This is a genomic window from Hyphomicrobium nitrativorans NL23 (genome assembly GCF_000503895.1).
In the GTDB taxonomy this organism is placed as follows: Bacteria; Pseudomonadota; Alphaproteobacteria; order Rhizobiales; family Hyphomicrobiaceae; genus Hyphomicrobium_C; species Hyphomicrobium_C nitrativorans.
Genome location: NC_022997.1, coordinates 3,262,383 through 3,284,951, shown reverse-complemented (window position 1 = coordinate 3,284,951; position 22,569 = coordinate 3,262,383). Strand labels below are relative to the sequence as shown.

Genomic DNA, 22,569 nt, shown 5'->3' with positions numbered 1-22,569 from the left:
GTCAGGCTTTGTCGCGAAACTCGGCAGTGGCGCGCACGAGTTCATGGATAATGCCGGGTTCCGTCATGGCATGTCCTGCGTCGGGGACGATACGCAACTCGGCGGTTGGCCAAGCCTGCTTAAGATCCCACGCGCTGCGGACCGGCGTCACCGCATCGTAGCGTCCATGCACGATCGCGCCGCCGATGCCGGCGATCCGGTGCGCCTGGCTAAGCAGGGCGCCGTCGTTGGCGAAGAACCCTTTGTTGACGAAATAATGACACTCGATACGCGCGAACGCGAGCGCGTAGCCGGGATTGGAAAACGCGCGCACGCGCGCCGCATCCTCGGCCAGCGAAAGCGTCGTGCCTTCCCATACGCTCCACGCCGCAGCCGCCGGCATGTGCACGCGAGGATCGGGATCGATGAGGCGTGTGTAATAGGCGCGGATCATGTCGCCGCGCTCGGCCTCCGGAATATGGCATGCGAACGCGTCCCACGCCTCCGGGAACAGGGCGCGCGCGCCGTCCTTATAGAACCAGTCGAGCTCGCTCTGGCGCAAAAGAAAGATGCCGCGGAGAAGCAGCGCGGAGACGCGCTCCGGATGCGTGATGGCGTAGGCGAGGGCCAGCGTCGAGCCCCAGGATCCGCCGAATAGCTGCCAGCGCTCGACACCGAGATGCGCGCGCAACCGCTCCATGTCTTCTATCAGATGCCACGTGGTGTTGTTCTCGATGGAAGCGTTGGGAAGCGACCGCCCGCACCCGCGCTGGTCGAAGAGAATGATGCGGGTGTGTTTGGGATCATGAAAGCGGCGCATGGTGGGATTCGAGCCGCCGCCGGGGCCGCCGTGCACGACGAGCGCGGGCGCGCCATTCGGGTTTCCGCATTCGGCATAATACAGCGTGTGCCCGTCGCCGGTGTCGAGAAACCCCTCGTTGAAGAGATCGAGAGGAGGATAGAGCGTAAGCCGGTCTCGAACTGACATGGGCGACGATCCACAGAAGGTGAGCGGGCTTGAGACCGAGCGGTGCAGTGATTGCGCCGGAGCTTAGGCGCGCTGGGCCTTCTTGCGCTTCTGATAGCGCATTTCGCGGTCATAGAGGATTTCGCCGCCCGGAACGCGAATGTCGAGCACGAGTTCGAGCACGCTCCGTGACGGTGCGGGCGTCGCAAGCGCGACAGCGATCGCCGCCACCGCGCCCGCGGGCAAACCTATGGCCGCCGCAAGCGCGCTATCGGTGCCCGTGATCCCGGCTTCTCCCGCGATGATCGCAAGCACCGTCACGCCGAAGCCGGTTGAGATGCCGGCCACCGCGCCAAACGCATTGAGCCGCTTCCACCAGATTGAAAGCACAAGCACCGGGAACGCCGCCGCGCCCGTCAGCGCCAACGCCCACAGCATCAGTTTCAGCGGATCGGTTGGAGCGGCGAGTGCGATGAGCCCGCCGAGCGCAGCCGCCGTTCCGAGCGCGAGCCGCGCGACGATGAGCCGTGCGCCGGGCCCGACCGGCGACCACGAGAGGCCATACACGACGTCCTCCGCCAGAATGTTTCCGAGCGCGAGCGCAATGGCCGCCGCTGTCGCGAGCGCTGCGGCCAGCACGCCGCCGGCCGCGAGATAGAGCACGATGGCCGGCATCTCGGCCGCGATGGGGAGCGCGAGAAGCACGTCGTCGCGCGAGACGCTGAAGCTCGAAAGCGTAGGACGGCCCTCGCCGCCGACCGTGAGGATGCCCCGCGCGACGAGATCCTCGAACCACGGCGGAAAGCGAACCTGGCCGGCGACGGTCACGATGTCGGTCAGGTAGTCGCGCATGAATATCGCGACCGACGCGATGGTCAGCATCGAGATACCGAACAGCAGTGTGGCCCAGCCGAGCGACTTGCGCGCTTCGTAGACGCCGGGCGTACCCGCCACGCGCGGAAGCAGCCACGGCGCGCTCGCCACGCCCGCGAGCACCGAAAGCGTGGTGATCACGAACGCGAGCGGGCCGATGTTGCCGAACGCATCCGAATAGCGTTTGGCGATGAGCCCCAATCCTTCGCCCGGCATGTCGAAGGCAAGCGCGGGTGGAAGAATGATCGGCAGCCCCTGGGCGGCTTCTGCGCGTCCGATTGTGCGCAGGATCGGGCCCGCAGAAAGCTGCGGCAAAGGCAGGTTCGTCACGATCACGGCGACGACGCCGACCGGCACGAGAAGCGCGAGCAGGGCTGCGAGGCTCTGCGCGCTGGACGACCATGCGAGAGACCGCATGCCTCCCGCCGCAATGGTAAGGACGACCACGAAGGTGAGGCCCAGCACCACGAGCGACGATGGCGCGTAAGGGTAGAACCATGCGATGGCGTGCGCCCCGATACGCAGCTCCGCGGCCAGCATCAGCAGCATCGGCACCGAGAGAACGCCGCCCGCGACGAGGCGCAACGTGCGGCTCTCGAAACGCCGGCCGAGATAGCTCGGGATCGTGTAGGCGCCGAACTTTCGGAAGAACGGCGCAAGCAGCACCGCCATCACGACGAACCCAGCAAGCCCTCCGATGACGAGGCACAGCGCGTCGAAGCCGATCAAAAAGAAAATGCCCGTAAGCACCACGAGCCCTGTCGCGCCGAGGGCCGTCTGCGCGAGCACAAGCCCCGTATAGAACGCGGGAACGCGCCGGCCGGCGGCGAAATAGTCGATGGGCTCGTTGTTGAACGCAGCGATGCCGATGAAGACGAAGAACACGATTGGCCCAAGCAGCATCGCGGCCTTGAGCGCGCCGTCTTCCACGCCGAGCCCTTCCAGGATCAGCGCCATGAGGCCGAGCGCCACGAAAGCGCTTATGAAAATTCCGAAGTACGTCCCGAGGCGGGGATTGACGTAACGTGTCCGGTGGGTGAACGACATTCCTCAGCGCTCCCGCCGGAGCGGGCTGCCGGGCGAACGCATCATCGCATCACGCATCCTCGTGGGCTCCGTGCCAGTGGTCGATGGCATCCTGCCGGTTGACGAAGCTTGCCACCGTCACGACTGCGATCAGGATCATGCCGTGCAGCGAGAGGAAGTAGCCCAGCGGGAATCCCATGAAGCGGCTGCGGTTGAGGTCGGCGGCATAGAGCGGCAGCACGATCATGACGATGAGAAACGGCACGAGGCTCGCAAGCATCTGCCATTTCGTATGCCGCCAGTAGGGCTTCCGCTCGCGCCGCTCGATCATGACGACCTCCGAACTTCTGTCTCAAATTCTGTCATGAGGCGTCGTGCGCCTCCCAGGGACGATATCCCGGTTCCGGGCAAGGCTCGTGACCGAACCATGAGGTGCGGCGCAGTTATGGTTCCAATGAGGCGAGCCGCATCCCCGTGCCCTGATCCCCCGGAGCCCGGCCCCGGCGCAATTGCTTGCCAACGTTGGCTCACCTAGCATCGCCGCGCCGGCTCGGATGAGTCGGGCTTACGGAATGACCAGGGGAATCCTACCATGTCGATACTGACCGAGTTCAGAGAATTTGCAATGCGTGGCAATGTGATAGATCTCGCCGTTGGCGTGATCATCGGTGCCGCATTCTCACCCATCGTCGCGACGCTGGTCGATAACATCATCATGCCGCCGATCGGCTATGTGCTCGCGGGCGTGGATTTCAGCGCGCTCGCAATCACGTTGCCGACCCCAACCGGCGACGGCGTGGAAATCAAGTATGGCCTCTTCCTGAACGCGGTCTTCACGTTCCTGATCACGGCAGCGGCTATTTTCCTTCTGATCCGCGTCATCAACAAGCTGCACAAGCCGAAGGCCGTCGAGGCTGCGCCGCCCCCGCCGTCCGAAGTCTATCTGCGCGAGATCCGCGACGCGCTGGTCAAGAAATAGCGCCGGCGACGGAATGGCGCCGCGGCGCGGCGGAACCCGAAACCGCGCTGCGGAACGCCATATAGCTCTGATCGATGCGCGCGCTGCGCGTATCGTATCCAGCTACGTGTGCGACGGTGGCTTCCGCAACCCGATCGAGCGCGCCAGCAATGTCAGCAGGCCACGCCGCGAACGTGACGCCGAACGCCGTTTCGAGCGTCTGCCGAGCGAGACGTTCGTGAGCGCGGTCTTCCGCAACCGAAGCGTGGAACTCTTGCTCCGCCGCGGCTGCGAGAATGGCCTGGTCTTCGGGGGCAATGCGGTCCCAGACATCGAGGCGCACGTGAAGACCGAGAGCCGTCCCGCGACCTGTGAGACCGTGGCCCGTCGCATGTTTGGCGACGCGCGCCACGCCGAGCCCGAGGCTGGTCAGCAGACCGCCGGTCTCTGCGGCGTGGACCGTACCGTCTCCGAGCGCGCGGATCGCGGCGTCCGGGCCGAGCGGCTGAACCTCCGCACCCAGGGCCCGCGCGGCGTCAGCACCGAGGCCGGCGACGGCGAGAGGCGCGCCGGCAATGTCGGAAAGGCGCGTGATGGGAGCCCGCGACCACAGCGGAGGCGCATCTCCCAGATGCCCCGCGAGCAGCGGCTTCCAGCCATAGTCCGCCGCAAGGTCGTCCCAGAGCATCTGTCCCCCGCCCACTGTCAGCCAATGAGCGAAATCGCTGGCCGCGAGGCCGGCTGACCCTGGGAGGCCCGCAAAATACGAGAACGCGGGGTGATGATGGGCGATGTCGTGGGGGCTTGCGTGAAGGAGATCCGCGTCGCCGGCCGAGGCGGCGATTTGGAGATGATAACGCCCGCCTGTCATCGCCTGGAACCGCTGCGCGAGACGTCGCGCGCTTTCGGCAGGGCCTTGCGGACGGTCTTTCCAGGGCATCGCGAGCCGGAGCACGATGGCCCCCTCGGGCACGGGACCCGGGCTCGAAATCCACGCAGCCGCCTCTGCGCCGGCTGTTGAGGCAGCTGCTGCAACCGCAACGCCGCCCGTCGAGATCAGAAACTTGCGCCGGTCCATGTGTCTGAGCCCCCTCGCCCCTCGTCTTTGGGGCATCAAAGCCCAAACCGTGGCCGAAAACAACGGTGCCGCCCAGCCTCAGAGCAATGTTTAAGATCTCTTCAAGCAAAATATGACGGATTAACCACGTCTTATTTATTGAGCTCTACTGTTGCAGCCAAGTAGAGGTTTCAGCGTTAATCCACCATGCGTACTGACGGCCTTGGTACGAGTAAAACGAACACGCTCATGCAGGAGTATGCGACGCTGATCGGCGATGCGGTGCTCCGGCAGCGTACGCGCGTCGCCGAACGCAAGGCACGCGTCGAGGCCGAGCTTGCCACGCGCGTCAAATCCGAGTTCGTCTCGAACATGAGCCATGAGCTGCGCACGCCGCTCAATACGGTGCTCGGCTTCTCCAAGTTGTTGAAAGAGCATGGCGAGCGCAGGCTGTCGGACGAGGATATCGTCCAGTACGCCGGCCTCATCCAGGATTCCGCGCGTCATCTGCTGGCGGTCATCAACGGCATTCTCGATATTTCGAAGATCCAGAGCGGCACCTATGCGCTCGATGCGTTCGAGATCGATGTCGCGGCCGTGCTCCGCGATTGCGTTGCCGAGGCCGAGGCTGCTGCCGAAGCAGCGGGCGTCACGATCTCGCTGAAGCTGGCCTTTTCGCTCCCCCTCGTGCGCGGCGACGATACGAAGCTCGCGCAGGTCTTTTCCAACCTGATCTCCAATGCCGTGAAGTTCACGCCCCGCGGTGGGGCCGTCACCATCGAAGCGCTCGAACGTGGCGACTCGGGCGTCATGATCGTCATCCGTGACACGGGCGTCGGCATGACGGAGGACGAGATCCGTGTCTCCGTCGAGCCTTTCGGCCAGGTGGATGGCGCGCGCACGCGCTGGCGCGAAGGCACCGGCTTGGGTCTTCCCATCGCCAAATCGCTCGTCGAGCTTCACGGCGGCGAATTCCACATCACCAGCGTCAAGCAGAAGGGGACCGACGTGACGATCCTCCTCCCGCCGGCGCACCAGATGTCTCCGGTGGAAGCTCGCGACGCCGTTTTCGGGCAGGGCGCGGCAATCCACCCGGCAAATTACTAGGCCAGAGTCATGCAGTCGGCAGTCGTCCCTAAAGAGCCTCAGTACCACGTGCTGCCACGATCCATTGGCCGCATCGCGTCCGTAACGGGCTCGAAGGCCATCCTTTTGCTCGATGTCACGCACGAGAACGATCCGAAAAACCAGGCCGATCGCCCGGAGATGGGCACGCTGCTGGCCATCGACACCGGCCGCACCACGGTCCTCGCCACCGTCTCGGCGCTGAGCGTGCCCGTACCCGCGCACGGCACCGAGCAGGAAATCCGCATCGCCGAGCTTGGCCTCGTCGGCGAGTTGACCAAGGGCCCGGACGGGCGTCCGCTGACCTTTCATCGCGGAACGACGACCTATCCGACGCTGGGCGACCGCGTGCGCTTTGCGACGCAGTTCGAGCTCAAGCTCACATATGCCGGCAACAACGAGAATTGTGTGCGTGTCGGCACGATCCGCCAGGATAGCTCGATCCCGGCAATGATCCGCGTCGACGATCTGCTCGGAAAGCACTTCGCGATCCTGGGCACGACGGGCACCGGAAAATCCTGCTCCACGGCACTGATTTTGCGCGCCATCCTGGAGAAAAATCCGAACGCACATATCGTGCTGCTCGATCCTCACAACGAATATGCGACGGCCTTCGGTGATCGCGCAGAGGTGATCTCGCCGCGCACGCTCCAGCTTCCGCTATGGCTGTTGAACTTCGAGGAAGCCGTCGAGGTGCTCGTCGGCGATAGCGACCGCAAGGTGGAGATCGAGATTCTCCAGGATCTGATTCCCCTTGCCAAAGCCCGCTATAACGCAGGCCGCAACAACGATCAGCAGAAAATCCGCAAGACGGGCCTCGACGGCAGCAAGTTCACGGTCGACACCCCGTTCCCTATCGTATCTCCGATCTCACGAACCTCATCGACGAGCGCATGGGAAAGCTCGAAAACCGTCGCGATCTCGCGCCCTATCGCCAGCTCAAGACGCGCATCGAGACGTTTTCGCAGGACGGCCGCTACGCGTTCATGTTCGGCTCCGTCACCGTGTACGACGGCATGGCGCAGATCCTGTCGCGCGTATTCCGCGTGCCGGTGAACGGCAAACCCATCACCATCCTCGAACTCACGGGCCTGCCGCCCGAAGTCGTCAATGTCGTCGTGTCCGTGCTTTGCCGCATGGCTTTCGATTTCGCACTCTGGGGCGACGGAAAGATCCCCGTGACCGTCGTCTGCGAAGAGGCGCATCGCTACGTGCCGCTCAATCCGGAAATGGGCTTCGAGCCATGCAAGCGGGCGTTGGCGAAGATTGCAAAGGAAGGCCGCAAGTACGGATGCTCGCTGTGCATCGTGACGCAGCGCCCGGCCGAAATCGACCCGACCATCCTGTCCCAGTGCAACACCGTTTTCGCGCTCCGCATGTCGAACGATCGCGACCAGGAGATCGTGACATCGGCCGTGTCCGATACCGGCACGGGCCTTATCGAGTTTCTGCCCGCCCTCGGCGCGCGTGAAGCCATTGCGTTCGGCGACGGCGTGCCGATCCCTGTCCGCATCCGCTTCGACGAACTGCCGCCGCATGCTCTGCCCCGCTCCACCACGGCGCGCTTCTCGGAGAAGTGGCAGGAGTCGCTCGGCGACGAAGCCTTCCTCGATGCCGTCGTCGAGCGCTGGCGCGCCGCCGGTGTGTGCGGCCAGCTCGATCCCGCGTTCCAAGCTCAACTCTTTGCCGAAGCCGTCAATTTCGCCCCGTCGTCAGGGCTGGTCCGCCGTCAGGACGGTGCCCTCGAACGGCCGGGTCCAGAAGGGTCGGCCCCGCAACGCCCGGCCTCTGACGATGCTTATAGTGCCGAGAGCTATGGCGAGCCGCCGATGGCGGAGCCGGATCACCGTCGTGCGCGGTCGCCCGAACGGAGCACGCCCGCCGAGGCGTCCCCTCCTCAACGCGAGCCTCTTGTGCGCCGGCCGCTGCCGCAAGGCGATATTCCGCGCCGTGCCTACGGAACCGAGCCGCATCCGCCGATGCAGCCGCCGCCGCTCCATCCGTCTCCGCTTCAGCCGCGCCGAGACGCACCGCCGGCATCGGGCGCAGCCGGCACGCCCCCGCCGCTGCCACCGTCGGATCCGGCGCCGGCCAATCCGCGCCACGCCCTGCGTGAACGCCTGTTGAGGCCTCTCAACCGCTGACGTTCGGCGCCTCGCCGCTATCGTTGTCGTTGAGCACGCCAAGGATCGGCGTCAGCCCCTCCGTATCGACAAGGCGATAGACCTCGATGTCGCGCCGCGCGGATTCGCTCCACCCCGCGATTTCGAGTGCGCGCTCCGCCTTCGAGAAAAGCCCGTGATTGCGCAACGGATCGGCCGTCTCGAACGCCGCATCTTTTTCGCTCAGCACGAGATCCGCGTTCTTCGCGCGGCGCTTCGCGATCCAGCTCTTCCGGATCTCGGAGAGATCCGTATCGCTGCCTTCGGTCTCTTCGTCGCGCAGTTTTTTGAGATCGCCTTTGATGAGCTGCCTGTCCCAGGATTTGGGCCAGCCCGGCGACGGCCACTCGATGAGATCGAGATCGTCGAGCACGCCCGCGAGCTGGTTCATCGCCAGCGCCTTGGCGGATTCGACATGGTCTTTCGGATCGGCCCCGTAGAGGTTTGGAATGACCAGATACGATGCCGTCCGGTGATAGATGAAGTGACGGCGCACCCATTCGATATCTTCGCTTGGCGCGCGCGCGATGGCCGTGTCGACGGCGGACCGGATCTGCCGCCGCAAGTCGCGCGGCATCTCGGGGCGCGCGAGCGGCGGATTGAGGATCGCAAGCACGAGAATGCCGAGATCGATACCGATGGAGGCGAGCAGCGCGATCAGGTCGCGCCCGGTGATCGGTTGACCCGTGTCGGTCGTGCTCTCGCCGGGGTTGCCCCACGTGAACACGAAGCGGACGAGGCTTCCCGTATACGTGCCGATGTTCGTCCAGAGGTTCTTGACGGCATTGGCGACGCCGGCTGGGCCTTCGCTGAACGCCGCATCGCGCAGCATGACCTCGGCGGGTTGATCGGCCTGGCCCGCCGCCTGCGTGAGCCGCTGGGCGAGTGTCGGATCGTAACAGGAGAAGCCGGGCTGCCCGGGCGAGACCGACACCGTCTCCGCCAATGCCCGCATCTCTGCGGCTGTCGCCTTGCCGAGTTCGTTCGAGCGGGCTGCGATGTTGCGCGCCGAGCCGCGGATTTCGGAGGCGCGCGCCTCGAACGCGCGCTGCCGCTCCTCGACAGTGCCGCCTTCGAGCAGCGAAGCGCTGGCACGAAGCTGCTCGACTTCCGCCTGCACGGGTTCGAGCCATGAGCGGGTCATGCCGTCGCGCAATGTCGCCACGCCGTCGCGCACGCTGCGCCGCGCGTTGTAGAGCGGCCCCCGGCCTGCGCCCGAAGGGGTGCCGCAGCTTCCCCCGCTCGTTTCCTCCCGCGCCATTTGGCTCTCGGACCAGGAAACGACGCTGTCGAGCTGGGACCGCACGGCATCGAGCCGCGCAGCGATCACCGCGCTGGCGTCGCGCGCGTCCTCCTGCAGGCCGGCAAGGCCCGTGCGGGTGGCTTCTTCGCCCGAGATCAGCGCCCACCAGAAGCCGTAGCCGAAGCCGATCGACCAGATCGCGAGGAAGACGTAGAGAATGAAGGTGATGACGCGATTTCGGAATTCGCGCCAGCCGCCGAAGGTCTCGCGCAGCATCAGCCACATGAGGAACGTGAGCGTCACCACGACGGCGATCACGAGCGCGTCGGTGGAGATGGTGAGCGGCGCGGTTGTGGGCTGCGTGGGCGTTGCCGAGACGCCGATGATGAAGTCGCGCATCCCGTGCCAGGTCGCATAGCCGGAAATGGCGAGCAGCGCGAGCGACGCGATACCGATCAGCGTGTTGCGCCCGAGAATGTATTCGATCCCGCGCCTGAAGCTCCCGGACGCTCTCGATACGGCTTCGGCCATGACGCATGCCCCCTCAATCTACGCACTACACATGTCGAGCGGGGCGGACTTTAAGCGAAAACGGCGGAGCTGTCCCGGCGTTTTGGGCGCGGCTGTACAAGGAGCGATCGGCCGGTGCAGGCTTGCCACGAATGCCGCGTCGCCGTGATAACGTCAGGTCCCAAACCAACTGGAAGCGTTCAGCGTTTCTGCTCGCTCGGCCGGATTTCGATCACGCGCGACGGCTCCGCATTCGATGTGTCCGGCGTATCGGCCGCGTTCGCCGGTTCGGCGTCTGCGCTGGGTGGAGCGGCAGGCATTGACGGCGCGTGAAGGCGTTCGAGCTGCCGATAGCGTTGAAGCGTCCACGGAATGAAACCGAGATAGACGATCGAGGCGATGGCGAGCGTCGCGTAAGGGTAGGTCACGAGGCAGGCCAGCGCCAGCATGACGAGAATGAAGATCGGCAGCACCCATTCACGCCCGATCCGCTCGCCGAGCAGCTTGCCCGAATAGGTCGGAATGTTCGACACCATCATGACACCGATCACCATCGTGTAGGCGAGCACGAGGTTCAGCAGGAGCGGCGACTCTCTGAGATCAAGCCCGAGCTGAGCGAGGTAGATCGGAAGCAGCACCACGATAGCCGCGGCCGGAGTGGGCATGCCGGAGAAAAAGTCGCCCTGCCATTTGGGCTTGTCGTCTTCGAGCGAGGCATTGAAGCGTGCGAGACGCAGCGCGGAGGCGAGCGCGAACAGCATCACCGCGATCCACCCCAGGCTGCGATGCCCGCCAAGCCCCCACGTAAAAATCATGATGGCGGGTGCGACGCCGAAATTGACGAAGTCCGCGAGGCTGTCGAGCTCGGCGCCGAAACGAGACGAGGCTTTCAGCAGGCGTGCAACGCGTCCGTCGAGGCCGTCGAGGAGAGCTGCGAACACGATGGCCGCAAGCGCGAAGTCGTAGCGGCCCTCGATCGACATGCGAATGGAGGTGAGGCCCGCACAAAGCCCGACGAGCGTGAACAGGTTGGGCACCATCATGCGCACGGGGATGCGGGCATGATCGAACATGCGCCGCCTGCGCCTGCGCCGCGTCTCTTTTTCGAGCTGCGGAACGATGGGGTCCATGCCACGCCTCCTGTTCAGGGCTGCACTTTTCTTAGCCCGGCGCCGTCGCGCAAATCGCCCCTATTAGTGACGGCGCGCTTCCCGCTCGGGCTCCACAGACCGGAGATCGGCCAGCACGGTCTCTCCGCCGATGGCACGCTGGCCGACGGCAACCGCCGGGAAAGCGCCGGGCGGCAGGTACGTGTCGACCCGCGATCCGAACCGGATAAGACCGAACCGCTCGCCGACACCGATGCTGTCGCCTTCGGCAACGAACGTCACGATGCGCCGCGCCACCAGGCCCGCGATCTGGACGACCGCGACGGATAGACCCGAGGCCGTCTCGATGACGATGGTGCGCCGCTCGTTTTCCTCGGACGCCTTGTCCAGTTCGGCATTGAGGAACGCGCCCGGCACGTAGATCGAGCGTGCGATGCGGCCCGCGAGCGGGGCGCGCTGGATGTGAACGTCGAAAACAGAGAGGAAGATGGAGACGCGCACCCGCTCTTCCTCGCCAAGCCCGAGTTCGATGGGCGGACGCACCTTTTCGATCAGCGAAACCCTGCCGTCGGCGGGCGCCACGATCAAACCGTCGCGAAGCGGCGTCACGCGGTCGGGATCGCGGAAGAAGTAGATGATCCAAGCCGTGATCAGCGCGCCGATCCAGCCGAGGGGTGGCCAGACGAAGAAGAACACGAGCGTGGCGATGAGCCCGATGGCGACGAACTTGTGCCCGTCGCGATGGACGGGCGCGAGCGTGTCGGTGATCGTATCGAGCAAAGAATGGCGATCGGACACAGTGTCCTCCTCAAAGACCCTAGACCATGATCACTTCAGGCCCCATCAGGCGTCCAGCGTCCCAGTCCTCGGATGAACCTGTAGCACGATGCCAAGCACACCGCGCCAATCCTGCTGAAATTTATCGGCAAGTCCTCGCCGTAGAGCCGTGGCACAATGAAGCGTGAATCCACTGACGCCGCCCGAAACGCTCCTAGAACGGAATGGCGACGAAGCGCGTATCTCCCTTGGAATCCTCCACCAGCAGAAGCACGCTCTTTCCACCGGCCTTCTTCACGCGCTCGACGGCGGCTTCCACATGGGCAGGCTCCACCACCGGCTGCTGCTGCGCTTCCGTGATAACGTCGCCAACGCGGATGTTTTTGGTCGCCGCCTGGCTCTCGGGATCGATCTCGGTGATGATCGCGCCGCTGATCTTGGGATCGAAACCGAAACGCGTACGCATGTCGTCGGAGAGCGGCAGCAGCGTAAGGCCGAGCACCGAGGTGGTCGGCGGAGGCGGTGCCTCGGGCATGGTTTCCGTCGCCGCCGGTGCAGACGCGCTTTGCCCTTCGTCGAGCAGTCCCACCGCGACTTTCAGCGTCTGCCGCTGGCCTTGGCGCAGGACTTCCACATCGACGGACTTTCCGATCTGCGTCTGAGCGACGATCCGCGGCAGTCCGCGCATGGTGGTGATGTCCTGTCCGTCGAAGCGCACGATCACGTCGCCGGGCTCGATACCGCCTTGGGCGGCCGGGCTCTCCGGCGTGACGCCGGCAACCAGCGCGCCCGTGTTTTCGGGAAGGCCGAGGCTCTCGCCGATGTCTTCGCTGATCGACTGGATCTTGACGCCGAGCCAGCCGCGGCGCACCTCGCCGTATTCCTTGAGCTGGTTGATCACGGTGGTGACGGTGTCGGAGGGGACTGCGAACCCGATGCCGATGGAGCCGCCCGTCGGCGAGAAGATCGCCGTGTTCACGCCAACGACTTCGCCCTCCATGTTGAACAGCGGCCCGCCCGAATTGCCCTTGTTAATCGAGGCGTCCGTCTGCAGGAAATCGTCGTAGGGGCCCGCGTTGATGTCGCGCTGCTTGGCCGAAATGACGCCGACCGTCACCGAGCCGCCGAGGCCGAACGGATTGCCGATGGCCATCACCCAGTCTCCGACGCGCAAATTGGCGGACGATCCGAAGCCCACCGCCACGAGCGGCTTCTTCGGCGTCACTTTGAGGAGCGCGAGATCGGTCTTGGTGTCGCGGCCGAGCACCTTGTCGACCTTGAGCTTCGAGCCGTCATGGAAATTGACGACGATCTCGTCCGCTCCCTCGATGACGTGGTTGTTGGTGACGACGAGCCCCTCGACGCCGTCGATCACGAAGCCCGACCCGAGCGACGAGACTTTCCGTTCCGAAGGTGACGGCCGCCCGCCACGCTTGTTGAAGAAGTCCTCGAAGAAATCCTCGAACGGCGATCCCTTTGGCACCTGCGGCAGCGGCACGCCTTCCGGGCCTTTCGCGACCTGGCTCGTCGAGATGTTGACGACGGCGTCGATCAGCTTCTCGGCAACGGGCGCGACCGACTGGGGCCCCCGCTGGGCTGCTGCCGGTCCTGCGTAAGCGATCAGTGCCGCGAGAAGCAGCCCGGTGGCGATCAGGAGGCGGGCAAATGCAGCGTGAGGGAGCTGTCGAAAAGCGGCCACGGCGGACGCCCCGGGGGTCGTGGTCATCGAAGAAAGCTCCTTACCTTGCGGGCGGCCGACCGGCCGGGATGAGATCCGCACGCCGGACCTGTCAGTCTTCCAAGGTGTGAGATCGCAGGAAGGCTGTCAACGCGGGCGGCAGGCGGCGCGTTCCGTCTCCGGACGACGCGCTACCCCCTAACGAGCCACACGACGATAGCGCCCAAAGTAACGGCCACCCAGCCGGCCCGCCGGAGCTGTGTGTCCGGCGTGGCGGCTGCGGTGGCCATAAGCGTACGTCCCAAGCCGGGAGCGAGGGCCCAAAGCAGGCCCTCGATCACGAGCACCAATCCCAACGCAACGGCGAGATCGCTCATGGCGTCGGAACGGCAGCTCCCGTCGTTGCGGGCGTGGTCTGCCTCTGAGCCGGAGCGTTCGCCGCCGGCCGCGGCGCACCCATCGGATCGGCGAAGTAGCGGAAGAAGTCGCTATCCGGCGAGATGACGAGGCGCGTGTCGCCGGACTTGAGACCCTGCTCGTACGCCTGCATCGAGCGATAGAAGGCGAAGAAGTCTTCGTCGCGTCCGAACGCTTCGGCGAAGATGCGGTTACGCTCGGCCTCGCCTTCACCGCGCAGCTCTTCGCCCTTGCGCGTCGCCTCGGCCATCAGGATCGTCACCTCGCGGTCGGCATTGGAGCGGATGCGGTTCGCTTCGCCCACGCCCTCGGCGCGGAACTCGGCAGCCTCGCGCTGACGCTCGGCCCGCATGCGGTCGAAGATGCTCTTCTGGTTCTGCTCGGGCAGATCCGCGCGCTTGATGCGCACGTCCACGACCTCTAGACCGAAGTCGGCGCCCTCCTGGTTCACGTTGGCTGCGATCCGCTTCATAAGCTCGTCACGGCGGTCACGCACGACGTCCTGGAACGTCGTCGAGCCGAGCGCGCGGCGCAGGGCCGATTCTACGATCGGTCCGAGACGCGAGCGTACGGCACCCTCGAAACGGAGCGTCTGGTAGAACTTGAGCGGATCGACGATCCGGTAGCGCGCAAACGCGTCCACGATGAGACGCTTCTGGTCGGACGCGGTGACTTCTTGCGTCGCCGTGTCGAGGTCGAGGATGCGCTTGTCGAAGATTTCGACCGTTTCGACGACGGGCAGCTTCCAATGCAGGCCAGGCTGCTGCACGACGCGCTTCGGCTTACCGAATTCGAGCACGAGAGCCTGCTGGTTCTGATGCACGATATAGGCCGACGCATAGACACCGGCCGCGGCGATGCCCAGCACGACGAGAAGAAAGATCAGGAAAGTCCGCATGGCTCAGTTACCCCCTTCGGCCTGGGCCGGCTGGCGGCGCTGAAGCTGATCGAGCGGCAGGTAAGGCACGACGCCCTGTCCGCTTGAGCTGTCGATGATGACTTTGTCGGTACCGCCGAAAACGCGTTCCATGGTTTCGAGGAAGATGCGCTTGCGGGTAACCTCCGGGGCCTTCGTGTACTGGTCGTAGACGGAGATGAAGCGCGCCGTCTGACCTTGCGCTTCCGCGACCGTCTGTTGCTTGAAGCCTTCCGCGCCTTGGAGAATGCGCTCGGCCTCGCCTCGGGCCTCCGGCACGACCTTGTTGGCGTAGGCGAACGCTTCGTTCTGGAGGCGCTCCTGGTCTGCGCGTGCGGCCTGCACGTCGCGGAATGCGTCGATGACCTCGCCGGGAGGGTCGACCTTCTGCAGCGTGACCTGGTCGATCTGGATTCCGGCCTTATAGCTGTCGAGCGTCTGCTGGATCAGCGCCAGCACGTCCGCTTCCGTCTTCTGACGGGCTTCGGTCAGGATCGGTTGAATTCTCGACTTGCCGACGATCTCGCGCATCGCGCTCTCGGCGACTTCCTTCACCGTATTGTCGGGGTTCTGGATATTGAACAGATACTCGGCAGCATCGCGGATGCGCCAATAGACGACGAAGTCGATGTCGACCGTATTCTCGTCGCCCGTGAGCATCAGGCTCTCTTCGGGGACATCCTGGATCACGACGCCGCCGAAGCCGCGGTCGGTACCCGAGCGCATTCCGACCTCGATGATATTCTGCCGGGTCACCTTCGGCTTGATGATCTCTTCGATGGGGTAGGGCAGGCGGAAGTGAAGTCCCGGAGGCCTCTGATCCACGTATTCGCCGAAGCGCATCACGACACCGAGTTCGTCAGGATCTACCCGGAAGGTAAAAGCGTACCAACCGATGACGGCCACAGCCACGGCGGCCGCAAGGAACGCGAGCGGCCCTGGGACACCGCCGCCATGCATGACCTGCTTCATGCGATCCTGGCTGCGTTTCAGCATTTCTTCGAGATCGGGAGGCTGAGAGCCGGGACCCTGGCCCCACGGACCGCCGCCTCCGCCGCCCCCGCTGCCGCCTTTCCAGCCGCCGCCGTTACCGCCGCCGCTGCTACCTCCGCCGCTCTGGTTGCTCCAAGGCATATGATCGGGCCCTTTTTACGATTGATGGGTGAATCCGGGGACAAGGCGCGCAAAAACGGGGGCCTGCTTCGCGTTGGTCCCGTGGGAAAATCGTGCCTCGCTTATAGGGGAGGAGCCCTGACGACGCAAACCGCTGGCTGGAAATTGGTTTGTGTCCTGCCATGCGTCAAGGAGGAGCCCCTCGTTTTGGGGCGCGGGCGCAAAAATTATCGCCGTTCGATCACGCGAAGCGTCGCCGTGACGGTGTCTTTCTCGCTGTGTGGCAGGGCCTCGCGAGAGACGTCTTGCCAGTCTGCAAGGTCGATTTCTGGGAAGTAGACGTCCCCCTCGGGCGTGGCGTGGATCTCTGTCCAGTAGATGCGGTCTGCGCGCGGAAGAGCGGCCCGGAACACGTCCGCTCCGCCGATGACCATGATCTCGTCCGCTCCGCGCGCGGCCCCCAGCGTGCGCGCAAGAGTGAGTGCGTCGGCCATGCTGTTGACGATGCTGATCCCTTCGGCTTCGAAATAGGGATCGCCCGTCAGCACGATGTTGTCGCGCCCGTCGAGCGGGCCTTTGAGCGACTGGAACGTCTTCCGGCCCATGATGAGGGGCTTGCCCATCGTAAGCCGCCGGAACGTCTTGAGGTCGGACGACATTTTCCAGGGCATCGTGCCCTTGGCGCCGATCACGCCGTTCTCGGCCACGGCGACAAAGAGAGAGATTTTCATATTCAAACCGCCACAGGTGCCGCGATGTGCGGATGGGGATCGTAGCCTTCGAGCGCGAAATCCTCGTAGCGGAAGGCGAAGATCGATTGGACGTCGGGGTTGATAGCCATCCGCGGCAGCGGCCGCGGCGTGCGCGCGAGCTGCAGATCGGCCTGCTCGAAATGGTTCACATAGAGGTGCGCGTCGCCGAACGTATGCACGAAGTCGCCGGGCTTGAGGCCGGTCACCTGCGCCACCATCATCGTGAGTAGCGCGTAGCTCGCGATGTTGAACGGCGCGCCGAGGAATACGTCCGCCGAGCGTTGATAAAGCTGGCACGAAAGCCGTCCATCGGCCACGTAGAACTGAAACAGACAGTGGCACGGCGCGAGCGCCATCTCCGGGATGTCGGCCGGGTTCCAGGCAGACACGATGATGCGCCGGCTGTCGGGATCGGTCTTGATCGTATGCACGGCCTCGCTGATCTGGTCGATGGTGCGCCCATCGGGTGCCATCCAGCTCCGCCACTGCTTGCCGTAGACGGGGCCGAGGCTGCCGTCCTCGCGCGCCCACTCGTCCCAGATTCGCACCCCGTGGGCCTTGAGGTATCCGATGTTGGTATCGCCCGCGAGAAACCAGATCAACTCGTGGATGATCGACTTCACGTGCAATTTCTTGGTCGTGAGCAGCGGGAATCCTTCGGCCAGGTCGAAGCGCATCTGATGGCCGAAGACAGCACGTGTGCCCGTGCCTGTGCGGTCGGATTTGGCGGCGCCTTCCGTGCGCACGCGCCGAAGAAGATCGAGATACTGCTGCATAACGTGGATCCTACCCCGATTCCGCGCTCTCGCGCCTCGATGACGCGGTTCGCCCTTAGGCGAACGTCGAGATCACGGTGAGCGCAAACGCATTGATGACAGCGTGCGCAATGACGACCGCGCGCATGGATCCCGTCCGCTTCATGATCCAAGATAGCCCAAGGCCAGCAAGGAACACACTGACCAGCCCCGGCCAGGAATAGCCGGCGTGGAGTGCCGTCCAGAGCGCTGCCGAGATCGCGGCAGCGGGCCAGAAGCCGAGCCGCGTTTTCGCGAGCGCCGAGAGCAGGAAGCCGCGGAAGGTCACCTCTTCCCAGAGCGGCGCCAGCACGACGGCGGCTATCACGACGCCCCACCAGTACGGAGAGCGCAGCCCTTCGAGCAGCCACCGCCCGTCCGTAAAGAGGTCGATGTCTGCCAGCCTGTACAGCAGCACCTCGATCGGGCCGATGGCGACGATGAGAAGAAGGCCGAGCCCGACCGCCGTCAGCACGCTCGTCTCCCGCTCAGGCGAGAGCTGAAGCACTTGGGCACGCTGGCCTTTTCGGCCCGCCGCCCACCAAATAATGAGGAGGGAAAGGATCTGCCCCGCGATCATCTGGCCGAGCAGCATCGGGGACGCGAGAGAACCGGCGTTTTCGAGGGACGCCATGTCCGCCTCGAAGAGCCCGGCGATGAAGGCAATGCCGATAAGCGCCGGCGCAAGACTGGCCACGATCGCGATGGCGACGGCAGCGCCCGGTCCCCAGGGGCCCTGGGCGCGGTAGGGCGAGCGCGTACTGTCCGGGCTTGCGATCTCGGTCATCGTGATGAAGGTCCTCGAAACTGGCGCTGAGAAGGCCGGGAGGGGGACAGGGGCGGTGCCAAGAGCTTAGCTCATAAGCCTGCGCGTTGGTCGCAGGATGGGCTTTGACCAAACTCTTTCAATTCTTAACCTCCCCGCCTATATTCCAGGGTGCCGGATTCGTCCGGCTATGGCGATAAATGGACGTCGTAATAAGCCGTTCGGACCCGGGGGCAGTACCCGGCGCCTCCACCATCAGCCCATTCGGCGTTTGGGGCAATCGGCCCTGAAAGTCCAGTGGGTTGCTGATGGGGGCGAACTAGGATCGACGAGGGTGTAAAGGGCGCGCTTTTGCTCGGCATGATACCGCCGTCATCGGGTCATTCAGAATAGTTGCCAATGACAACTATGCTGAGGCTGCTCTCGCTGCGTAATGCGGCGCGAAATGCCTAAACGGAACTCCTTACCCCTAGCCGGGTAAGGCGCGGTTCGGGAGGCACCGGGCAACAGAAGCCTCCCACTCATCTGCGCAGCTGCGAGTGAGACGAGGCCTGATCGGGGACGAAGCAAGACGGCATGACGGGTGAGTCGACGATCGACTATGAGGGTTTGGCCCAGGAGGCGATGCGCGGGGTTGTCCGCAAGGTGCTCGCCCGCGTCGCCAAATCTGGCCTCATCGGTGATCATCATTTCTATGTTTCCTTCGAGACCGAAGCCCCTGGCGTGACGCTGTCGAAGCGTCTGCGCGAGAAGTATCCGCGCGAGATGACGATCGTGCTTCAGCATCGGTTTTGGGATCTTATCGTGAGCGAAGATCGCTTCGAGGTGAAGCTGACCTTCGACGGCATTCCCGAGCGCCTTGTCGTTCCGTTTTCGGCTCTGAAGGTGTTCTTCGACCCCTCCGTGCGGTTCGGCCTTCAGTTCGAGGATCAGGAAACGCGTTCGGAAGAGGCGGACGCCTTCGAAAGCCTCACGCCGCGCACGGGGACGGCGCGCTCGGGCGCAGCCCGCAAGCCGGCTCGCCGTAAGCCTCAGGTCGTGGACACCGCTGGTGACCGGCCCGCTGCCGACGGGGAGAGCGACGGTGCGAACGAGGCGGTCGAGACGCCGCCGGTGCCGGCAAACGTCGAGCGCACGGCCAGCATCGCCGGAAAGCGGTCCAAGGCTGCGGCCGAGGACGCAAGCGAGCCCGCCCCCGATAAAGCATCTACGGACGAAGCCGCAAATGCCGACGAGAAGCCGGCCGGCGCCGAGATCGTCAGCCTCGACAAGTTCCGCAAGAAATAGCGCAGCCGTTCATCGCCGCCCGAGCGGGTGCTCGAAGCGTTCGCGAACCCACGCGCGCGAGTGCCGCCGGTACGGCCGCTCGTAATAAACGTAGTCGTCGTAATAGGAGCGGCGCGGCGCGTAGTAGTAATAGCCCGGGTACCCATAATCGTACGCCGAATAGCGCGGGACGATGTACACGGGCGGTGCGTAGAACTCGTACACGCCAGCCCCATACCATCCGCGATGCCGCCATCTGCGATGGCGCACCTGCTGCACGGTGTCCGAGGACACGGCAGCCGCGTCGCCGGCTGCCAGTCGCGCGGAGGGAAGCGGGGCCGCGCTTGCGCTGGTGGCGACCACGGCGGCGCCGGCGACAAGAACTGCGAGGGTGAGGGCGGTGATGCGTGGGCGCGATGTCGTCATGACACGTCTCCCAAAAGCTGACGCCGGAAAGCTGACGCCTGTGCGCGCCAGGGACCCATACGAGGAGGTCCGACAATAAGAGACCGGCTTTGGCCAAAGTTCCGATCTCTGCTGTTCTGCCTAACGATTGCCTAAAATCAGGATGAACGGCGGTTCAGGAAGATGAACCGTAAGTGACTGAAATTTTTTATCTTTTTATGGACGGAAAGCGCTTCGTCTCCGCGTTCTCCTCTGTGCAGGCCCGAGAAACACCGCTTCCCCTGAGCGGCCGGGCAACCAACAAAGTGGAGACGAAAGCTCATGAAGATGACCACCATTCTCAGCGCCGCTGCCGCCGCAATCGTGCTGACCTCGGGCGCCGCGATGGCGCACCCCGGCAAGGGTCACGGCGGTCCGGGATACAAGTCCGGTTACAGCCAGCAGCAGATCAAGCATCACCGCGGCGCGGGCCCGGCACAGCGCGCGGCCATCGCACGCAGCGCCGCTAACCTGGCTGCCCTGAAGCGCCGCGCCTGGCGCGACGGAAGGCTCTCGATGATCGAGAAGGCTCAGATCCGCAACGCCGAGCGTCGTCACGCGGCTCTCGTCCAGCGTGTTCATCGCTTCCGTTAATGGCGGGCATCCCACACGCCAGACGCCTCTAACCGGAAGGGCCGCTCATGCGGCCCTTCTTGGCGTGTCATGCGGGAAAATCGGCGCTCACGCGGCGGCCTGTGTCGGCGGCTTGAAAGCGTCGGGCTTGTGGGCTTTGAGAAACGCTGCGAACTGGTCGATCGAGACCGGACGCGAGATGAGGTAGCCCTGTACTTTTCCGACGCATCCTGATTTGACGAGCAGGTCGAGCCGCTCCTGCGTCTCAACGCCCTCGACGACGATCTCCCGCCCCAGGGACGCGATCATGTCGAGCGCATGAACCAGCATCTTGGCCATCAGGCTCTCGCTCGGCGCCATGGCGAACGAGCGGTCGAGCTTGACGCCGTGAATGGCGAGCGAGGCCACGCGGTGGATGCTCGAATATCCGCTGCCGAAGTCGTCGATGTAGGTCCGGATACCCTTCTCGGCCAGAGCCTCGATTTCGTGCTGGGCTTGGTCGACGGCGAGCGCGTCGCTTTCGATGATTTCGAGCGCCAGCGGAAAGCGATCGCTCTCGGCGGTGAAGGCGCTGAAAACGTTCGCGAGCTTCTCGCAGTCGAGATCGCGGGGAAACACGTTGAAATTGACCTGGAGCTGCGTGTCCGCGGGAAGCACCTGGGAAAGCTCGGCGTGGGCGCATTCCGCCACCATCCTGGTGAATGCGAGCGTATTGTCCGAGCGCGCCACGATATCGATGAACTTGTCCGGGAACACGAGCGAGCCGTCGACGTCGCGCCAGCGCACGAGCACTTCGCACCCGGAGATTTTTCCGCTTCCGAGGTCGAGGATGGGTTGGTAGGCGCAGACGATGGACTCTGGGTTCAGGTTCCGGCGGAAGCGCGCTTCGAGCGACCAGTATCTCTTGATTGCGCGATGCGCGGCAGATGCAGGCCAGATCGCATAGAACGCGATGAGGCCGAACGCGAGCGCGATCTCCATGCGCCAGTTCAGCAGGGCGTCGCTGAAGCGCGCACCGACCGCGACGCAGTAGGCGTGATCCTCTCCGCAAACGACCTGGCGCAAGGCAGAGTTCGAGCGCTGGTCGGCGACATCTGCCTCCGGCTGATGGGAGAAAAGTCCGCGCGCGCCATCGAGGTGCCAGACGCGCCCGTCGGGAGCCCGGAGCACGAGCTCTTTTTCCACCCACGAAGAGACTTCGACTTTCATATCCTGCCGCGGGACGACGATCGCGAACGGCTCTTGCGCCACGATGGTCGCGTTGATGTCGGGCAACCCGACGTCGTCGAGGCGCTTCGTGACCCACACCGAGATCTCGTCGTCGGAGGGGAGCATGAAGTCGGGAGGGCCGAGGGAGCGGCTGGTCGTGATGTCCGAGAGGCTCGTCGAGCAGGTCACGGTGCCGCCCGGCGCATACATGAACTTGTTGAGGCCGTCAGGCAGGAAGGCGACGCGGCGCAGCTGCTGCATGAAAGGCCTGCTGCACGGCGAAGCCGTCACGGTGGCCTGCAGCTCTTTGAAGGCATTCGTAATGTTGCTTTGAACCGTGTCGAGGTGCGCGAGTTCCGCAATCGCATCGCGCCGAAGCGAGTCGTGAAACTCCGCCCGCGCAAACCAGAGCGCGGCAGCGAGCAGCGCGAGCGTGGTCGCGAGCCAAAGCATAAAGCCCACGAGCCGCTCGTGCTGGTTGGAGACGAAGAGATTAACGAAGCCTGACATCTGAACTCAAGTTGACGCGGTGGCCGCCTCTTGCACGATTTCTGCGCAATATGAGCACGATCGCGTAAACATTCAGAGAAGATACGAAGTGTTAGACCATGATCGCTTCGGACCCTACCCGCTCCGATCGGCGCGCCGCCTACCCGGCGCGGCGTGAATCGGCAGCGTGGAGAAAGTCCGAAGCGTGAATCATCGGTCTCATCAAAGATCTAGAGCGTCCGATCCGATTCTATCGGATCGGAAGACGCTCTAGGATATCGGTGGCGCCGGCTGCGACAAGGCCGCCGCGCCTTCGCCGGGCCATCGCTCTTGGTCCATGGCGGGCCCCCGTGCTAAGGCGACGCC

The 22,569-nt window shown here is 64.5% G+C and carries 21 protein-coding genes and 1 other RNA gene; 6 read left to right on the top strand and 16 right to left on the bottom strand.

Features of this window, described 5'->3' with window-relative positions:
* Position 1: 1 nt before the first annotated feature.
* From pip to W911_RS15355, 3 genes are all read right to left on the bottom strand, one after another.
* Positions 2-967 (bottom strand): prolyl aminopeptidase, encoded by a 966-nt coding sequence (gene pip, locus W911_RS15365; RefSeq protein ID WP_023788459.1) that lies wholly within the window; start codon positions 965-967, stop codon positions 2-4.
* Between the two features lie 63 nt (positions 968-1,030).
* Complete coding sequence (locus W911_RS15360; RefSeq protein ID WP_023788458.1) at positions 1,031-2,866, bottom strand: solute symporter family protein; 1,836 nt, start codon at positions 2,864-2,866, stop codon at positions 1,031-1,033.
* A 49-nt stretch (positions 2,867-2,915) separates the two neighbouring features.
* A complete protein-coding gene (locus tag W911_RS15355; protein WP_023788457.1) occupies positions 2,916-3,176 on the bottom strand; it encodes a DUF4212 domain-containing protein in 261 nt (86 codons plus the stop codon).
* 261 nt (positions 3,177-3,437) lie between these two features.
* Between W911_RS15355 and mscL the strand changes: the two genes are divergently transcribed.
* Positions 3,438-3,824 carry a large-conductance mechanosensitive channel protein MscL gene (gene mscL, locus W911_RS15350; RefSeq protein ID WP_023788456.1) on the top strand — a complete coding sequence of 129 codons (387 nt, stop codon included), beginning with the start codon at positions 3,438-3,440 and terminating at the stop codon, positions 3,822-3,824.
* On the opposite strand, the gene W911_RS15345 is transcribed toward mscL, so the two are convergent.
* Positions 3,814-4,881 carry a type 2 periplasmic-binding domain-containing protein gene (locus tag W911_RS15345; RefSeq protein ID WP_023788455.1) on the bottom strand — a complete coding sequence of 356 codons (1,068 nt, stop codon included), beginning with the start codon at positions 4,879-4,881 and terminating at the stop codon, positions 3,814-3,816. The two genes, mscL and W911_RS15345, sit on opposite strands and share 11 nt — an antisense overlap.
* A 186-nt stretch (positions 4,882-5,067) precedes the next feature.
* Here W911_RS15345 and W911_RS15340 point away from each other — a divergent pair, with 186 nt between their 5' ends.
* The gene (locus W911_RS15340) at positions 5,068-5,967 is read left to right on the top strand and encodes a sensor histidine kinase (protein WP_023788454.1); all 900 of its coding nucleotides are present in this window, start codon (positions 5,068-5,070) and stop codon (positions 5,965-5,967) included.
* A gap of 9 nt (positions 5,968-5,976) precedes the next feature.
* Positions 5,977-7,041, top strand: coding sequence for an ATP-binding protein (locus W911_RS18955; RefSeq protein WP_341872097.1), 1,065 nt, complete (start codon positions 5,977-5,979; stop codon positions 7,039-7,041).
* 1,077 nt (positions 7,042-8,118) lie between these two features.
* Here the strand turns inward: W911_RS18955 and W911_RS15330 are convergent.
* The 10 genes from W911_RS15330 to W911_RS17550 all read right to left on the bottom strand — a co-directional run bounded on the left by W911_RS15330 (position 8,119) and on the right by W911_RS17550 (position 18,243).
* Complete coding sequence (locus W911_RS15330) at positions 8,119-9,921, bottom strand: hypothetical protein (RefSeq protein ID WP_023788453.1); 1,803 nt, start codon at positions 9,919-9,921, stop codon at positions 8,119-8,121.
* Between the two features lie 179 nt (positions 9,922-10,100).
* On the bottom strand, positions 10,101-11,030 hold the full coding sequence (pssA, locus tag W911_RS15325; RefSeq protein ID WP_023788452.1) for a CDP-diacylglycerol--serine O-phosphatidyltransferase: 930 nt from the start codon (positions 11,028-11,030) through the stop codon (positions 10,101-10,103).
* A 63-nt stretch (positions 11,031-11,093) separates the two neighbouring features.
* The gene (locus W911_RS15320) at positions 11,094-11,807 is read right to left on the bottom strand and encodes a phosphatidylserine decarboxylase (protein WP_023788451.1); all 714 of its coding nucleotides are present in this window, start codon (positions 11,805-11,807) and stop codon (positions 11,094-11,096) included.
* A gap of 193 nt (positions 11,808-12,000) precedes the next feature.
* Positions 12,001-13,512, bottom strand: coding sequence for a Do family serine endopeptidase (locus tag W911_RS15315; protein ID WP_023788450.1), 1,512 nt, complete (start codon positions 13,510-13,512; stop codon positions 12,001-12,003).
* Between the two features lie 143 nt (positions 13,513-13,655).
* A complete protein-coding gene (locus W911_RS15310; protein WP_023788449.1) occupies positions 13,656-13,841 on the bottom strand; it encodes a DUF2065 domain-containing protein in 186 nt (61 codons plus the stop codon).
* Positions 13,838-14,779: a protease modulator HflC gene (gene hflC, locus W911_RS15305; protein ID WP_023788448.1), complete on the bottom strand. Its 942-nt coding sequence runs from the start codon at positions 14,777-14,779 to the stop codon at positions 13,838-13,840. Before hflC ends, W911_RS15310 begins: the two co-directional genes overlap by 4 nt.
* A gap of 3 nt (positions 14,780-14,782) precedes the next feature.
* Positions 14,783-15,931, bottom strand: a complete 1,149-nt coding sequence (hflK, locus tag W911_RS15300; RefSeq protein ID WP_023788447.1) for an FtsH protease activity modulator HflK — start codon at positions 15,929-15,931, stop codon at positions 14,783-14,785.
* Positions 15,932-16,137: 206 nt separating this feature from the next.
* Positions 16,138-16,641, bottom strand: a complete 504-nt coding sequence (locus tag W911_RS15295) for a dihydrofolate reductase (RefSeq protein WP_023788446.1) — start codon at positions 16,639-16,641, stop codon at positions 16,138-16,140.
* Between the two features lie 2 nt (positions 16,642-16,643).
* Positions 16,644-17,438 carry a thymidylate synthase gene (locus W911_RS15290; protein WP_023788445.1) on the bottom strand — a complete coding sequence of 265 codons (795 nt, stop codon included), beginning with the start codon at positions 17,436-17,438 and terminating at the stop codon, positions 16,644-16,646.
* 55 nt (positions 17,439-17,493) lie between these two features.
* Positions 17,494-18,243 (bottom strand): CPBP family intramembrane glutamic endopeptidase, encoded by a 750-nt coding sequence (locus W911_RS17550; RefSeq protein ID WP_023788444.1) that lies wholly within the window; start codon positions 18,241-18,243, stop codon positions 17,494-17,496.
* Between the two features lie 112 nt (positions 18,244-18,355).
* Here W911_RS17550 and ssrA point away from each other — a divergent pair.
* Both ssrA and W911_RS17930 read left to right on the top strand, forming a co-directional pair.
* Positions 18,356-18,744, top strand: a transfer-messenger RNA (tmRNA) gene (ssrA, locus tag W911_RS17935).
* A gap of 54 nt (positions 18,745-18,798) precedes the next feature.
* On the top strand, positions 18,799-19,509 hold the full coding sequence (locus W911_RS17930) for an SspB family protein (protein WP_023788443.1): 711 nt from the start codon (positions 18,799-18,801) through the stop codon (positions 19,507-19,509).
* A gap of 9 nt (positions 19,510-19,518) precedes the next feature.
* On the opposite strand, the gene W911_RS15275 is transcribed toward W911_RS17930, so the two are convergent.
* Positions 19,519-19,914, bottom strand: a complete 396-nt coding sequence (locus W911_RS15275; RefSeq protein WP_023788442.1) for a hypothetical protein — start codon at positions 19,912-19,914, stop codon at positions 19,519-19,521.
* Between the two features lie 300 nt (positions 19,915-20,214).
* Between W911_RS15275 and W911_RS15270 the strand changes: the two genes are divergently transcribed.
* Complete coding sequence (locus tag W911_RS15270) at positions 20,215-20,526, top strand: hypothetical protein (protein ID WP_023788441.1); 312 nt, start codon at positions 20,215-20,217, stop codon at positions 20,524-20,526.
* Positions 20,527-20,613: 87 nt separating this feature from the next.
* Here the strand turns inward: W911_RS15270 and W911_RS15265 are convergent, their stop codons facing one another.
* The gene (locus tag W911_RS15265; RefSeq protein WP_023788440.1) at positions 20,614-22,224 is read right to left on the bottom strand and encodes an EAL domain-containing protein; all 1,611 of its coding nucleotides are present in this window, start codon (positions 22,222-22,224) and stop codon (positions 20,614-20,616) included.
* Positions 22,225-22,569 lie beyond the last annotated feature (345 nt).